This is a genomic window from Butyricicoccus sp. AM78-15b2TA, from assembly GCF_027665985.1.
Lineage (GTDB): Bacteria > Bacillota > Clostridia > Oscillospirales > Butyricicoccaceae > Agathobaculum > Agathobaculum butyriciproducens.
This window is the reverse complement of record NZ_JAQEHY010000030.1, coordinates 1-12,621: the sequence shown is the minus strand read 5'-3', so window position 1 is coordinate 12,621 and position 12,621 is coordinate 1. Positions and strand designations below refer to the sequence as shown.

General features: G+C 54.7%; 18 protein-coding genes and 3 pseudogenes. 12 read left to right on the top strand and 9 right to left on the bottom strand.

Annotation, left to right across the window (positions count from 1 at the left end):
- Together PGS25_RS14915 and PGS25_RS14910 are read left to right on the top strand one after the other, a co-directional pair.
- Positions 1-603 (top strand): annotated as a pseudogene (locus PGS25_RS14915) (hydroxylamine reductase); the annotation flags it as partial.
- 310 nt (positions 604-913) lie between these two features.
- Positions 914-1,831, top strand: coding sequence for a DUF4300 family protein (locus PGS25_RS14910; RefSeq protein WP_270385893.1), 918 nt, complete (start codon positions 914-916; stop codon positions 1,829-1,831).
- A gap of 479 nt (positions 1,832-2,310) precedes the next feature.
- Here the strand turns inward: PGS25_RS14910 and PGS25_RS14905 are convergent, their stop codons facing one another.
- The 5 genes from PGS25_RS14905 to PGS25_RS14885 form a co-directional block, all read right to left on the bottom strand.
- Complete coding sequence (locus PGS25_RS14905; RefSeq protein ID WP_118480771.1) at positions 2,311-2,583, bottom strand: hypothetical protein; 273 nt, start codon at positions 2,581-2,583, stop codon at positions 2,311-2,313.
- A 107-nt stretch (positions 2,584-2,690) separates the two neighbouring features.
- Entirely contained in the window at positions 2,691-3,614 is a 924-nt protein-coding gene (gene trxB / locus PGS25_RS14900) for a thioredoxin-disulfide reductase (protein WP_270385892.1), read from the bottom strand.
- Between the two features lie 10 nt (positions 3,615-3,624).
- Positions 3,625-3,945: a thioredoxin gene (trxA, locus tag PGS25_RS14895; RefSeq protein ID WP_270385891.1), complete on the bottom strand. Its 321-nt coding sequence runs from the start codon at positions 3,943-3,945 to the stop codon at positions 3,625-3,627.
- A gap of 11 nt (positions 3,946-3,956) precedes the next feature.
- Positions 3,957-4,373 carry an RrF2 family transcriptional regulator gene (locus PGS25_RS14890; RefSeq protein ID WP_118361391.1) on the bottom strand — a complete coding sequence of 139 codons (417 nt, stop codon included), beginning with the start codon at positions 4,371-4,373 and terminating at the stop codon, positions 3,957-3,959.
- A gap of 2 nt (positions 4,374-4,375) precedes the next feature.
- On the bottom strand, positions 4,376-4,795 hold the full coding sequence (locus PGS25_RS14885; protein ID WP_270419323.1) for a rhodanese-like domain-containing protein: 420 nt from the start codon (positions 4,793-4,795) through the stop codon (positions 4,376-4,378).
- A gap of 97 nt (positions 4,796-4,892) precedes the next feature.
- Between PGS25_RS14885 and PGS25_RS14880 the strand changes: the two genes are divergently transcribed.
- Both PGS25_RS14880 and PGS25_RS15670 read left to right on the top strand, forming a co-directional pair.
- Positions 4,893-5,153: an ATP-binding cassette domain-containing protein gene (locus PGS25_RS14880; RefSeq protein WP_270419322.1), complete on the top strand. Its 261-nt coding sequence runs from the start codon at positions 4,893-4,895 to the stop codon at positions 5,151-5,153.
- Positions 5,154-5,177: 24 nt separating this feature from the next.
- Positions 5,178-5,330: a hypothetical protein gene (locus PGS25_RS15670; RefSeq protein ID WP_330671893.1), complete on the top strand. Its 153-nt coding sequence runs from the start codon at positions 5,178-5,180 to the stop codon at positions 5,328-5,330.
- Between the two features lie 36 nt (positions 5,331-5,366).
- Here the strand turns inward: PGS25_RS15670 and PGS25_RS15800 are convergent, their stop codons facing one another.
- The 4 genes and pseudogenes from PGS25_RS15800 to PGS25_RS14870 all read right to left on the bottom strand — a co-directional run.
- Positions 5,367-5,495 (bottom strand): hypothetical protein, encoded by a 129-nt coding sequence (locus PGS25_RS15800; RefSeq protein ID WP_442865319.1) that lies wholly within the window; start codon positions 5,493-5,495, stop codon positions 5,367-5,369.
- 89 nt (positions 5,496-5,584) lie between these two features.
- Positions 5,585-5,665, bottom strand: a pseudogene (locus tag PGS25_RS15795) (hypothetical protein); the annotation flags it as partial.
- Between the two features lie 78 nt (positions 5,666-5,743).
- Positions 5,744-6,196 (bottom strand): HAMP domain-containing protein, encoded by a 453-nt coding sequence (locus tag PGS25_RS15790; protein WP_442865318.1) that lies wholly within the window; start codon positions 6,194-6,196, stop codon positions 5,744-5,746.
- Positions 6,193-6,591: pseudogene (locus PGS25_RS14870) on the bottom strand (response regulator transcription factor); the annotation flags it as partial. The pseudogene PGS25_RS14870 and the gene PGS25_RS15790, both read right to left, overlap by 4 nt.
- A 181-nt stretch (positions 6,592-6,772) precedes the next feature.
- Here PGS25_RS14870 and PGS25_RS14865 point away from each other — a divergent pair.
- The 8 genes from PGS25_RS14865 (at position 6,773) to PGS25_RS14830 (ending at position 12,565) form a co-directional block, all read left to right on the top strand.
- The gene (locus tag PGS25_RS14865) at positions 6,773-6,919 is read left to right on the top strand and encodes a CD1871A family CXXC motif-containing protein (protein WP_270419320.1); all 147 of its coding nucleotides are present in this window, start codon (positions 6,773-6,775) and stop codon (positions 6,917-6,919) included.
- Positions 6,920-6,944: 25 nt separating this feature from the next.
- Positions 6,945-7,820 (top strand): 4Fe-4S binding protein, encoded by an 876-nt coding sequence (locus tag PGS25_RS14860; RefSeq protein ID WP_270419325.1) that lies wholly within the window; start codon positions 6,945-6,947, stop codon positions 7,818-7,820.
- Positions 7,817-8,776, top strand: coding sequence for a TlpA disulfide reductase family protein (locus tag PGS25_RS14855; RefSeq protein WP_270419318.1), 960 nt, complete (start codon positions 7,817-7,819; stop codon positions 8,774-8,776). The genes PGS25_RS14860 and PGS25_RS14855 overlap by 4 nt, the downstream gene beginning before the upstream one ends.
- A gap of 250 nt (positions 8,777-9,026) precedes the next feature.
- Positions 9,027-9,992, top strand: coding sequence for a peptide-methionine (R)-S-oxide reductase MsrB (msrB, locus tag PGS25_RS14850; protein ID WP_442865320.1), 966 nt, complete (start codon positions 9,027-9,029; stop codon positions 9,990-9,992).
- Positions 9,993-10,130: 138 nt separating this feature from the next.
- Complete coding sequence (locus tag PGS25_RS14845) at positions 10,131-10,778, top strand: hypothetical protein (RefSeq protein ID WP_270419315.1); 648 nt, start codon at positions 10,131-10,133, stop codon at positions 10,776-10,778.
- An 805-nt stretch (positions 10,779-11,583) separates the two neighbouring features.
- Positions 11,584-11,865: a hypothetical protein gene (locus PGS25_RS14840; protein ID WP_270419313.1), complete on the top strand. Its 282-nt coding sequence runs from the start codon at positions 11,584-11,586 to the stop codon at positions 11,863-11,865.
- Between the two features lie 249 nt (positions 11,866-12,114).
- Complete coding sequence (locus PGS25_RS14835) at positions 12,115-12,252, top strand: hypothetical protein (RefSeq protein ID WP_158575203.1); 138 nt, start codon at positions 12,115-12,117, stop codon at positions 12,250-12,252.
- A gap of 97 nt (positions 12,253-12,349) precedes the next feature.
- A complete protein-coding gene (locus PGS25_RS14830) occupies positions 12,350-12,565 on the top strand; it encodes a transposase (RefSeq protein WP_270419324.1) in 216 nt (71 codons plus the stop codon).
- Positions 12,566-12,621: the final 56 nt, after the last annotated feature.

Here is a 12,621-nt window from a genome sequence, read left to right as displayed (position 1 = left end):
TTGGAGCTTGGCGGCTACAACGAGGACAAGCCGTTCACCGGCATCAACGGCGGCGGCACAGTCATGACCGGCTTCGGACACGGCGCGGTGCTTGGTGTGGCGGATCAGGTGATCGATGCGGTAAAGAGCGGCGCTATCCGGCACTTTTTCCTGGTCGGCGGCTGTGACGGAGCCCGTCCCGGACGGAACTACTATACTGAGTTTGTCAAGCAGACGCCCGCCGATACTGTGGTGCTGACGCTGGCCTGCGGCAAATTCCGCTTCAACGACCTGGATCTTGGGACCATCGGCGGTCTGCCTCGACTCATGGATGTAGGCCAGTGCAACGACGCTTACGGTGCTGTCAAAATCGCGCTGGCCTTGGCGGATGCCTTTGGCTGCGGGGTCAACGACCTGCCCCTGTCTCTGGTGCTCTCGTGGTATGAGCAGAAGGCAGTGTGTATCCTGCTGACGCTGCTGTATCTGGGGATCAAGAATATTCGCCTTGGCCCCACGCTGCCGGCGTTTGTTTCGCCCAATGTGCTGAACTACCTTGTAGAGAATTTCGGTATTGCTCCCATCACCACCCCGGAAGAGGATCTGAAGGTGCTGCTGAAGCGCTGACAAACCGTAATGCGGCTGCGGAGAGGAACATCTCCGCAGCTGCACTTTATTGAAAGCAATCATTGAAGGCATGGCCATTTATCCTCGCCACTCATGATTGTCTGTTTACTTTTTTGTTCTTTGCTTCGATACTCCTACACACCGCCTGCACCAGATAATGCTTCTCATGGCAGAACACCTGGAGATGTGAGGAAAGTTGCTTGCTGCAAAAGCCACAACACTTTGTATATCTTAACATAGGTTTTATGATCCGGTGCTATAATAACCTTAGCAAATCGAGCAATCGCCAAAGAAAGGACAGATTAGAACTATGAGATCACGATGGAAAATCACTTTTATTATATGTGTTGTGATTATTGCCGCCGTACTTGCAGGCTGCGGCGCAGCCGAGCAGCGTCCGGCATTGGAAAAAATTGAATACACGAACCTGAACGACAGTGGTTCGAGGGAGCTTTTGCAGGAGCTGCTCTCCGACACAGGCGTGCCGGACGGGCGTATTCAGAGCTTTTTCCGCCGTGTGGACCGCTTTAATGACATCGTGAATCAGGAATGGCTTACGGATGGCTTTGAGGAAGCGGAGCTGCTGTATACGAAATACGACCCTTATACCATGCAGGACGAATGGACGGCGAAGAACGGGACGTTTCCGGGCTATAACTGCCGGATCACCGCCATGAACCTGTTTGGGGATTTCCTCTCTGTGAGCGCAGACTCTCAAATCAATGCCGGTGAAGATGTGCTGCTTGTGGACGAGGAGACGCTGAAAACAGATCCCTCTGCGTTGGGAGGAAGCAGCCTTGCAGATTTCCGCGCACTGTATTCCTCCATGAAGGCGGGGGATACCACGGAGATCAAGCGTCATGTGCAAACCGTACAAGAGGAATGGGCTTCCCGCGGCGTTGCCTTTCGGGAGAATGAAAGAATCCGTCTCATCACGGTATTCTTCCACGATAAGCCGACCGAGGAGGAATCTCTGCTGTTTGTCGGGCATGTTGGCGTTCTTTTGACGGCAGAGGACGGGACGCTGTACTTTGTAGAAAAGGTTGCCTTTCAGGAGCCGTACCGGATGCTGCGCTTTGCCGACCGAACGGCATTGAGCGATTACCTTATGGGGAAATATGACACCTCATGGGGACAGGATACGGCGACTCCCTTTATCATGGAGAACGACAAGCTCATGGACGGCTGGCGTCCAAACCCGGATAACAGAAGCTCCGCGCACGGCTAAGGACTGCGCGTTGCTGCCAATATAAGAAATCCCCGACCAGAGTCGGGGATTTCTTATATTATCCTCCGCTGAAGCGGTGGAGAAAACCAGATAAAGCACATCAACGCTGCAAAGTGACTTCAAATCATAGAATGTTAATTTGCGTTGCTTGCCGCAACGGCCCTGTTTCTGCTAAACTATGCATGAAGTCTTTAGAAGAATCATGCCGGAACGCTTATTTCTCTCTTTTCTGGAATCTGTTTAACTATTTCAGTATATTCTTATTACAAATCTTGCTGAATAAGGCGTAAAGCTATGAAAAAGGAGTGCCCATTGGGGCACTCCTTTGCTCTGTTGGAACAGTGCGAAGCTGTCATTTTAAGTCTGCTTCTTTATCATAAAGCATTGGCATTCAGTTTTTCAAATTCCACATAGGCTACGGCAAAGGCACAGACCTGCCGTGTGCAGCCGGGGATGGTATCCTTGAGATAGAAATGTGGTTATTTTTCTCGAAAGAGCGAAACAGAGTTTAATAGAATGGATATCCCTACACACACCCACAGAGCCTTGCTCATGGTTGGCATGATATCCATCAAGCCTCCCCAATCTTCATTTAGCACACGCATCGCTCCGTCTGAATAAAACGAACATACGGTCAATGCAGTGAACGATAGGGCTGCGAATCTAAACCATTTTTCATTCTTGTTTTTAAAAGAGTAAATCAGATTGAATCCTGTAAAAATGATCGCAGAAATTCCGAAAAACAGCCACATATATATGATCTCCTTAATCTAACATGCCCTGCGCTCTTTTGAGGCAAGGCTCGCAATCGTATCGCTTACGGACAGGAACTGCCGTTGAGAGGATCGTTTGCAGCCCTTTACCGATTCTCCGCCAGATATTCCTCCGCATAGTGGACGGCCACTGCGCCGTCCGATACGGCGGTGACCACCTGCCGCAGCGCCTTGGTGCGCACGTCGCCCACGGCAAACACGCCGGGAAGATTCGTGCGGGTGGATTCGTCTGCCACGATATAGCCGGACTTGTCCAGCGCCAGCTCATTTCGGAACAGCTCCGTTGCAGGGGCGCGTCCCACGCTGATGAACACGCCGTCACAGGCAAGGTCACGTTCTGCGCCGGTGTTGACGTCTTTTAGCCGAAGCCCCGTCAAGCGGCTTTCGTGCAGCAGTGCGGAAACGGTGCTGTTCCAGCGGAATTCCACGTTGGGCGCGTTCATCAGCGGCTCATGATAGACCTTCGTCGCCCGCAGGCTGTCGCGGCGGTGGATGAGATAGACCTTCTTTGCAATACGGGACAGGGCGAGAGCGTCCGCCGCGGCGGAGTTGCCGCCGCCCACCACCGCCACGGTCTTGCCCCGATAGGGCGCGCCGTCACAGGCGGCACAGTAGTGGACACCCTTGCCGATGAGCGTATCCTCGCCGGGAACGCCCAGGGGACGGGGCGACGCGCCGGTGGCGATGACCACCGTGCGGCCCTGAAAGACGCCCTCGCTGGTTTCCAGCGTCTTGATCTTCCCGGAAAGGCTTACTTTGTACACCTCCGCCAGCTCCGTCACCGCGCCGAAGCGTTCCGCGCTCTGCTGCATTTTTTCGCCCAGCGTAAAGCCGTCGATGCCGTCCTCAAAGCCGGGATAGTTGTCGATCTGCTCCGTCAGCGCCATCTGCCCGCCGGCGGAGAGCTTTTCCAGTACCAGCGTGGAAAGTCCGCTTCTGGCGGCGTACAGGGCGGCGGTGTATCCGGCGGGACCGCCGCCGATGACGATCATATCATAGATCTGCTTCATAATCGTGTCCTCACTGCGCCAGCGTTTCCTTGATAAACGCCTCAATGGCGGCCTTGGAGGCGGGGGCGACAACAGAGCCGAGCACCTTGCCGTCCTTAAAGAGCAGCAGCGTGGGGATGGTGTCGATGCCGAAGCGCTCGATGAGCTGCGGCTCCTCGTCGTAGTTGATCTTGCCCGCCGTCAGGGTATCGGCGTACTGCTCGCCCACCTTGTCAAAGGCCGGGGCAATGCGGCGGCAGTAGGGGCACCACTGCGCCCAGAAATCCACCAGCACGGGCTTGTCCGTGCGGAGAACGTCGTTTTCAAAGCTGTTGGTCGTAATGGTAAGCATCGTATATCCTCCTATTTCTGTGTAAAAAGCTGTGTTTCAATATCTGTGATCGTAATGTGCGAGAGATAGGCGGCGCACTGTTCACTCATCTGCCGATAGAGCGCGTCCATGACGCCCGCCATGCCGGAGCAGATGGCGCAGTCCCGGTCGATGTCGCCGCTGTGCCACGCACAGTCCACAAAGCGGGTATTTACCGCCTCCGCCACCTGCCGCAGAGTCAGGCTCGCAGGATCGGCCGTCAGGCGGTAGCCGCCATCCAAGCCCTCCCGGGTCTCCACCATTCCTGCCTTTTTCAGCCCCGCCAGCACCCGGCGGACGCGGGTGGGGTTGGTGCAGATGTTCTCCGCCAGCGCTTCGCTGCTGAGAGAGCGTCCGCTGTGGCTCAGGCAGACCAGCGCGTGGACTGCCAGATTAAAGGAGCTGTTCACAATTATCCCTCCTTCACAAGCTCGTAGGGCCAGTCGATGACGCCTCCGAAGTCGTAGACACTCTGATACCCAAGCGCCATCAGCTTTTGGGCGGCATCCTTGCTGCGGCGGCCGCTGCGGCAGTAGATCAGCAGCGTGGCTTCCTTGTCGGGCAGCGCCTCGGGCATTTCGCTCCCGATGCTTTCGTTGGGGACAAGGACAGCGTTTTCAATATGCCCGCCGTCGTATTCCTCCCGGGTGCGAACATCCACCACCACGACCTCCTGTGAGGTCATCATCTTATAGGCTTCCTCGGCGCTGATTTTATGATACGCCGCCTTCTCTGCCACGTCCTCCGTATCCTTTTTTGTTTTGGACAGCGTGCAGCCAGCCAGCAGTGCCAGCGAGGCGGTAAGTGCCGCAAAAAGCAATATCTGACGCATAGATTCACCTCCGAAATAACTGTGTCTGTTTTGATAACAGTTTATACTGTAACTATATCAGACACAGTTTGAGCTGTCAAGAGTTACTCGCAAAAAAATGACAAAACATATCCTGATAGACGGGAAAAAAGCAAGATCGGCAGTCTGGTGCAGGGAAATCTATTACTGCGGCAACGACATGTCAACGCAGTTCTTCACGGCAAGCGTGGAAGAGGAGCTGCTGCTGAATACCGGATTGACGGAAGAAAACAAAGACCGTACCAGACATTTGCTGAAAGAATTTGGGCTTTACGAGTACAGGGATGCGCATCCGTCCGCCCTGTCTGGCGGGCAGAAGCAGCGCCTTGCCATCGCCTGAGCCATTTTTTCTGGCCGCAGGATATTGATTCTTGATGAGCCCACCAGCGGCCTCGGCGGGCAGAATATGCGCCTCATCACGGAAAGGCTGAAAAGCGAAGCGCGGAACGGCAGAACCATTCTTGTGATCACCCACGACAGGGAACTGATCGAAAGCTGCTGCGATAATGTTGTGTAGGTTGAAAAACGATCGCCATGAATCAGCCGAGGACTGTTATGTGATATCCGCGCCGGAGGGATCGCTTTCTGTCCCTGCCGGCAGCTCCACCGCGATGGTCGTGCCCTTGTCCGAGCTTTCCACCACCCAAACGGAGCCGCCGTGGAGATCGGCGATCTCCCACACCAGAGAAAGCCCCAGTCCCGCGCCGCCTGCCGCAGATCGCTCATCTTCAGCAGCGTCCTGGTCATCTGTGCCAACCGCTCCGTCTGCTCGCGCAAAAGCGTGAGAAACTCCGCAGTCTCCGGTCGCACATCGGGATGCTCTGCGGAGAAAAGCTCCAGCTGCGCCTGCATCAGCGCCAGCGGCGTGCGCAGCTCGTGGGCGGCGTTGCCGGTGAACTGCCGCTGGGCGGCAAAGGCGTTGTTCAGCCGCTACAGCATCTGGTTGAACGAGCGGCTCAGCTGCCGGAACTCCGAAATAGCGTCTTCATCAATCCACATATTGGCAAGATTGTTCAGCTGCGCCTGCTCCACCTGCGAGGCAAAGCTGCGCAGGGGCTTGAGAGCGCGTCCGCTGACGAAATAGGCGAGGATGCCGCTGAGCATCGTTACCGCCGCCGTGATGTACCAGTTGGTGGTGCGGAAGCGCCCCTGCACCCCATCGACGACGATGGTCAACTCCTCGTTGGACGCTATGAGCTGCGGGTCAAAGCTCGCCGCTCCGCCATCATTCAGGATCACCGTGCCGCCCTGTAAACTGTCCGCAATGGTGTCCATATAGTACACACCGGAGGAGCACAGCAGTAAATTCATGGTCACGCAGGTGATGCCGATGGGCAGGACGGTCATCAGCGTGATGCGCCACTGCAAAGAAAGACGCTTCATTCCTCCTCGCCTCCCATCAGATAGCCCTCGCCGATGCGGTTGCGGATGGGGTCAAAGCCCAGCACGGCGCGGAGCTTTTTGCGCAGGGCGGAGATGTGGACGCGAATGGAATTGCTGAAGCTGTCTACGCTATTGTCCCAAACGTGATCCATCAGCTCCTCCTGACTTACTGGCCTTCCTTGATGCACCATCAGGTATTCCAGGATTCCCGTTTCCTTCCGGGTGAGCGTCAGCGTCTGCCCGTTGACGGCGGCGGTACGGGAGCGGGTGTCAAAGGTCAGGCCTCCGCAGCTTAGCAGCACATCCTGCTGGGTGAACTGCCGCAATGTCAGGCTGCAGATGCGGGCCTCCAGCTCCGCCAAGTGGAAGGGCTTCGCCAGATAGTCGTTCGCCCCGGGCGCGTTCATCTTCAATTACTAAAAGGTGCATAAGAGCCCTACTTTTTATTTCTTCGTTTTTGTGTTGCTTTCATTATAGAAAAAACAGATAAGAGTTGCCTTAAGTTTTCGTTCTTAACAGAGACTTTAACTCTCCCGCGCTATAATGGGGGTAGAAAATCGGAAAGGGTGATGAAAAATGATCTGCGGGAAAAAGGCCGCGGCGCAGGTCGCGCTGCTGATAACCGGAATCGTCATGCTGTGCTTTGGTGTCTGGCGGGGCGAGGCGGCGACAGTGCTGAGCAAAGCAATCCAATTATGTCTGGAGTGTGTGGGCATTGGGTAAAAAGTTTTCAGGCGTTTCACAGACCATGTCCCGCTTCCGGGGCTGGATTCAGGCGGGTGCGACGCTGCTGACCAACCTGCATCTGCCGAATTTCCTCAAGGGCAGACTGTATCAGGGGACGGGGAAGACCGTCTGCGTGCCGGGGCTGAACTGCTACTCCTGTCCGGCGGCCTCCGGAGCCTGTCCCATCGGGGCGTTTCAGGCGGTGGTGGGCTCGTCCAAGTTCAGCTTCTCCTACTATATCACAGGCTTTCTCATTTTACTGGGAGTCCTGCTGGGACGCTTTATCTGCGGCTTTCTATGCCCCTTCGGCTGGTTTCAGGAGCTGCTGCATAAAATCCCGACAAAGAAGCTCTCCACAAAGAGGCTGAAGCCGCTGACATACCTGAAATACGCTGTCCTGCTGGTGATGGTCATTCTCCTGCCGGCGTTCCTTGTGAACGATGTTGGCATGGGAGACCCGTTCTTCTGCAAATACCTCTGCCCCCAAGGCGTGCTGGAGGGAGCCATCCCGCTGTCCCTTGCCAATTCCGGCATCCGGGCGGCGCTGGGCAAGCTGTTTACATGGAAATTCAGCATCCTGCTGTCGGTGATTGCGCTGAGTGTACTGTTCTACCGACCGTTCTGCAAGTGGCTCTGCCCGCTGGGCGCGTTCTACGCGCTGTTCAACCGGGTGTCCCTCTTCCAGATGAAGGTGGATAAGAATAAGTGCGTCTCCTGCGGGAAATGCGCCAGAGCCTGCAAGATGGATGTGGATGTGACGAAAACGCCCAACCATACCGAGTGCATCCGCTGCGGGATGTGCATCCGCGCCTGCCCGACGAACGCCGTGAGCTTCCGCTACGGCTTCGGCAATGGGAAAGAAACAACAAAGAAAATAACGATGGAGGAATCAAAATGAACAGAAAGAGAATTTTTACACTGGCTTTTGCCGTGCTGATGTTGCTGGCCTTGGCGGCCTGCGGTACGAAGAACAATGACAAGATGGGCGACATGAGCAGCAACGGCTCTGCCATGACTGGCGAAGCGAAAAACGCCGAGGAAGCGCTCGCCATGCACAAAGAACTCATGGCACAGGAGAACGCGCTCCTGTCGGAAAAAACCGAGCTCTGGGAGAAGGTGTTCATGGCGGCCGATAAGGGCATGACCATGCAGGAGGACGGCAAAAACTACGGCGACTTCCTGCTCAAGACCATCGAGGACGCCAAGGAAGAGTTCAGCGATGAGGAGTATGAGTGGCTGAAGGAGTCAGCCACGGAGATCAGCGATATTGAAAACAAGCTGACCGAGTTGGAAGAGAAGTATCCCGATATCATGCAGAAATCCATGGACGGCGATATGAGTATGCCCGCGGGCAGCGACACGAGCAACCCTCCCGACGATGGCAGTATGCAGAAATTCCCCGTCTTTGATGGCAAGGACCTGGATGGCAACACGGTGAAGAGCGACGAGCTGTTCTCCGCCAACGCCGTCACCGTGGTGAATTTCTGGTTCACCACCTGCAATCCCTGCGTGGGTGAGCTTGGCGAGCTGGACGCGCTGAACAAGGAACTGGCGAAGAAGGGCGGCGCGCTCATCGGCGTCAACACCTTCACGCTGGACGGCGACGAAAAGGCAATTTCCGAGGCGAAGGATGTGCTTGCCAAGAAGGGCGCCACCTATCAGAATGTGTATTTTGACTCCGACGGTGAGGCGGGAAAGTTTACCACCAACATCTTTGCCTATCCCACCACCTATGTGGTCGACCGCAGCGGCAATATCGTGGGTGAACCCATCGTAGGCGCCATCACGGAAAAGAAGCAGGCGGAGACGCTGCAAAAACTCATCGACCAGGCTCTTGCCGCCGATATGGGCTGACCTGAGATTTAAAAAAGTGCCTGCTGCGCGCCATTGCATTGCCCTCGGCGGGCAAGGGGCGGAGTGAACCCTGATTCCCCTGAAAGGAGGAAACGCGATGTATCGAAGTGTATTAGCCCTGCTTTTCGCCGCAGTGCTGCTGCTGAGCGGCTGCGCCGCCGGGAAGCAGACTGTGCCGAAGGAAAAGAGCGGACAGGAAACAAACATGGACGGAGCGGCTTTTGACCGGTCCGACGAGGAGATCACCTATATGGATACCACAGACAATGTCATCTATCTGGCGGGCGGCTGCTTCTGGGGCATGGAACAGCTGATGCAGTCCATCCCCGGCGTCATCGACGCCGAGAGCGGCTACGCCAACGGCACCTGCGAGGCGGACGCCGATTACAAGACCGTCTGCAAGGGAGAGACCGGCTTTCGGGAGACCGTGCGGGTGGAATACGACCCCGAGCAGGTGAGCCTCGACGCGCTGCTGATGGCGTACTTCTATGTCATCGACCCCACGGTACAAAACCGGCAGGGCAACGACCGGGGCAGCCAGTACCAGACCGGCGTTTACTTCACCAATGAAAGCGCGAGAGAAACGGTGAAGCGCATCGCGGAGATCGAGCGCGGCCGCAGCGAGAAATTCTTTGTGGAGATCGGCCCGCTCAAGAACTACTATCCCGCCGAGGAATACCACCAGAACTACCTCGAAAAGAATCCGGACGGCTACTGCCATATCCCGCGCGCGGAGATGGAGCTTTTTTCCCAGCTGCGCATCGACCCGGGCGACTATCAGAAGCCCGCGGCGGAGTCCATCCGGGACAAGCTGACGGCGGAGCAGTACCGTGTTACGCAGGAGAGCGGCACGGAGCGTGCCTTCACGGGCGAGTTCTGGGACAAGTTTGAAAAGGGCATCTATGTGGATGTTGTCACCGGCGAGCCGCTCTTTTCCTCCACGGATAAGTACGAAAGCGGCTGCGGCTGGCCTGCCTTTACAAAGCCCATCGAGGGCCCTGCCGTGGTGGAAAAAGAGGACCTGAGCCACGGCATGCGCCGTACAGAGGTCAGAAGCCGTGCCGGAGACTCCCACCTCGGCCACGTGTTCACCGGCGACCCGGAGTCGCCCAACGGCGTGCGCTACTGCATCAACAGTGCGGCTCTGCGCTTCGTCCCCTATGAAAAAATGGAGGCCGAGGGCTACGGATATCTGCTGCATCTGTTTGAAAAATAGGATGCAAGCGGTCTGCAATTCTTATGCAAAGTACCATCAGCACATCACAGCATATCGGACTGCCGCCGGGCAGTCCGATATGCTGTGAATGGATTTTCCGGCACTCTCAATGAGCCGATTTTGAAACGGAGAAGCACCATGTATCTTTTTCAAATAAGCAACTACGATGACCCTGCTGTGGACAGAGAAACCGTAGAGCTGCTGCATCAGTGTTTGGAAGCTGAAAGCCGGCGGCGCTGCCCTGCCATGTGGAATGCGATAGACCGCATCAGAACTCACGCCGCGAAAGGCCCGGCGCGCGAAAAGCGGACGGTGCGCTACCGCATTTATGGCGTGTTCCTGCTGGCTCTGGGCCTTTTGACGCTGATTCTTGGTTTGATGCCGCCAAAAACCACCGCGGGAATCATTGTGGGCGGAGCCGTGATCATTGCAGGTTTGCTGGAGTTTGCCCTTGCTCGCGGAAGAACGCCGCCGCGCATACCGGCATCCTGCAAAAAGGAGGCGTGGAAAGCGCTGAAGCTGCGGCGGGCCGTTGATTGGGAAAAGTTCAAAACCACTATCCGCTTCGAGGATGCCGGTGTAACGATCTGCGCAGAGGAGAAGGAAGAACATCTCTCTTATACACGGATAAAGAGCGTCTTTGAATCATTGCATTTGTGGCTTGTGGTCTGCGACGATGAACGTGCGCTGCTGCTTCAGAAAAAGGACCTGAGGTCCGGGAACGCAGACAGCTTTCTCTCTGACATCATTTCAAAAATGAACACAGGAGCAGATGCATCCGGCTGAACATGGCAGCTATGTGATGTCACCAGCCCGTTTGTCCCAGTGGGACTTCAACTATAGTCCAGCTATCGACGGAAGTACACAAATGAGCGATTTCCGGAAGGATGATCGGAGGTAGATGAACAAGCGAGGGATAGCTTTTATAGTAGTAGATATCAGGGCTGTTGTCAGCAAAATGTAGGGACAAGAGGCCAATCGGTAGGCAACGAACATGGGAGTCGAAGCAGCATTCTATACCCGCCTAAGAAATAACCGGCAGGCATTCGACCACTGAGAACACACCATCTGATACATCCCCCTGTTCAGAACTTCTGAACAGCCATCCATGTCGAAAGCGGAGAGACTGCGATACAGCAATCTCTCCGCTTTTCTGTCGTGATCTTCTGCGTTGAGCGCAGAGGCCGAATCTGCACGATAATGAAAAAACATGGCTCCAAGCCGGAACAGGCGGTTCTTATGAGGTATCCTCACATCCGCGGCACTGTCGATGCTGTCCAAAGGCAGCCCACCCTCATTCCTCTAAGGACGGGCATCGGATGCCCTGACTTTTTGCGTCCTTTTGAGGATACCCCGCCTCCGTCCACCATCGTTACCCTCAAATACTCTTATGCCCACAGTGGTGTCGCTGCGGGCTTTTTTTGCGCCCTGTGCGCAACCCCGCTGCCGCGGCTCACCACCCGTTTCCGAGATTTGCAGCTAACCAAATTTCAGAATACGGAGGAACCACACGGATGCAATCAAAGATGTACTGATCCCGCCGGATGTGCCCCCACAGCGTCAGTGCTTTACCTACGCCAATGAAGCAGATGTGCTGAATGTTGCACTGTTCGGCATCACGGCAAAGGAATGGCGCCAGACACACCCGGATTCCAAAGGAAATATTCGGGATGAAGCAAGCCTGCAACAATTGATCGTTCTTGCTAATCTTGAAAGCATCAATGCGGAGTTGATTCGCCAAGGAATCCCCCAGAGTGAGAGACTGCTCCGGTTGAACGCCAGCGCAAAGCAGATGATGCAGTCCCTTGTAGGAGATCATCGCATTGACGAATTTAGAACATATGGTGAACTGCCGAATAAGAAAAGCAAATAAGCCCTAAGTATATATTAAAACTAAGGCAACACCGCACAATTAAAGCGGCGGTGCTTTGCGGAAATTTTGTGCCCTGACTTTGTTGCAGTTTCACGGTAATACATCAAGTATTACCGCAAAACTGCGCCTCGTCAGTACGCAAAATTTACTCGCAAATCACTCTTGTTCAATTATGCGGTATTGCCCTAAGTTTATCATCCGCAACATACATAGAAATCTCTACTCTGTAACACATTGGGAGGCCTCATTATGGAATTTGACCGTGAAGTATTTGATCTTATGCCATCTGGGAACAAAACCTTCAACCTGATTGGACTAAAAATGCCGAGCGATAAGGATATACAGCCTGTCGAAAAAGGTCACCTACGGGTGGCCTTTTTCTGGTAAAATGGTTCGAAAAATGGAATAATAAGTACGGGTGATAAACGTGCTAACGAAAAATATTGAAAACAGAAATCAAGTTGAGTTTGTAAGTTTGGAACAGATGGTTTCTCAGGACCATCTGCTGCGTCAGATCGATGCAGCAATCGACTTTAATAAGGTGTATGAATTTGTTGAGGATTTGTACTGCAAAGACAATGGACGTCCCAGCATTGATCCTGTTGTTCTGTTCAAAATTGTGCTGATTCAACATATCTACGGCATTCGTTCTCTGCACCGAACACTGGAAGAGATTGGGATGAATATGGCGCATCGGTAGAGTATATTTTTCGCTGGGTATTAAAGGCAGCTGCGGACGAGGGATATTTGGACACA

What these genes read in the sequence shown, in the direction of transcription:
- PGS25_RS14910 (WP_270385893.1), top strand. Translation starts at nt 914, where the DNA reads ATGAGATCACGATGGAAAATCACTTTTATTATATGTGTTGTGATTATT.
- PGS25_RS14905 (WP_118480771.1), bottom strand. Translation starts at nt 2,583, where the DNA reads ATGTGGCTGTTTTTCGGAATTTCTGCGATCATTTTTACAGGATTCAAT.
- trxB (WP_270385892.1), bottom strand. Translation starts at nt 3,614, where the DNA reads ATGAAGCAGATCTATGATATGATCGTCATCGGCGGCGGTCCCGCCGGA.
- trxA (WP_270385891.1), bottom strand. Translation starts at nt 3,945, where the DNA reads ATGCTTACCATTACGACCAACAGCTTTGAAAACGACGTTCTCCGCACG.
- PGS25_RS14885 (WP_270419323.1), bottom strand. Translation starts at nt 4,795, where the DNA reads ATGCGTCAGATATTGCTTTTTGCGGCACTTACCGCCTCGCTGGCACTG.
- PGS25_RS14880 (WP_270419322.1), top strand. Translation starts at nt 4,893, where the DNA reads ATGACAAAACATATCCTGATAGACGGGAAAAAAGCAAGATCGGCAGTC.
- PGS25_RS15790 (WP_442865318.1), bottom strand. Translation starts at nt 6,196, where the DNA reads ATGAAGCGTCTTTCTTTGCAGTGGCGCATCACGCTGATGACCGTCCTG.
- PGS25_RS14865 (WP_270419320.1), top strand. Translation starts at nt 6,773, where the DNA reads ATGATCTGCGGGAAAAAGGCCGCGGCGCAGGTCGCGCTGCTGATAACC.
- PGS25_RS14860 (WP_270419325.1), top strand. Translation starts at nt 6,945, where the DNA reads ATGTCCCGCTTCCGGGGCTGGATTCAGGCGGGTGCGACGCTGCTGACC.
- PGS25_RS14855 (WP_270419318.1), top strand. Translation starts at nt 7,817, where the DNA reads ATGAACAGAAAGAGAATTTTTACACTGGCTTTTGCCGTGCTGATGTTG.
- msrB (WP_442865320.1), top strand. Translation starts at nt 9,027, where the DNA reads ATGGATACCACAGACAATGTCATCTATCTGGCGGGCGGCTGCTTCTGG.
- PGS25_RS14845 (WP_270419315.1), top strand. Translation starts at nt 10,131, where the DNA reads ATGTATCTTTTTCAAATAAGCAACTACGATGACCCTGCTGTGGACAGA.
- PGS25_RS14835 (WP_158575203.1), top strand. Translation starts at nt 12,115, where the DNA reads ATGGAATTTGACCGTGAAGTATTTGATCTTATGCCATCTGGGAACAAA.
- PGS25_RS14830 (WP_270419324.1), top strand. Translation starts at nt 12,350, where the DNA reads ATGGTTTCTCAGGACCATCTGCTGCGTCAGATCGATGCAGCAATCGAC.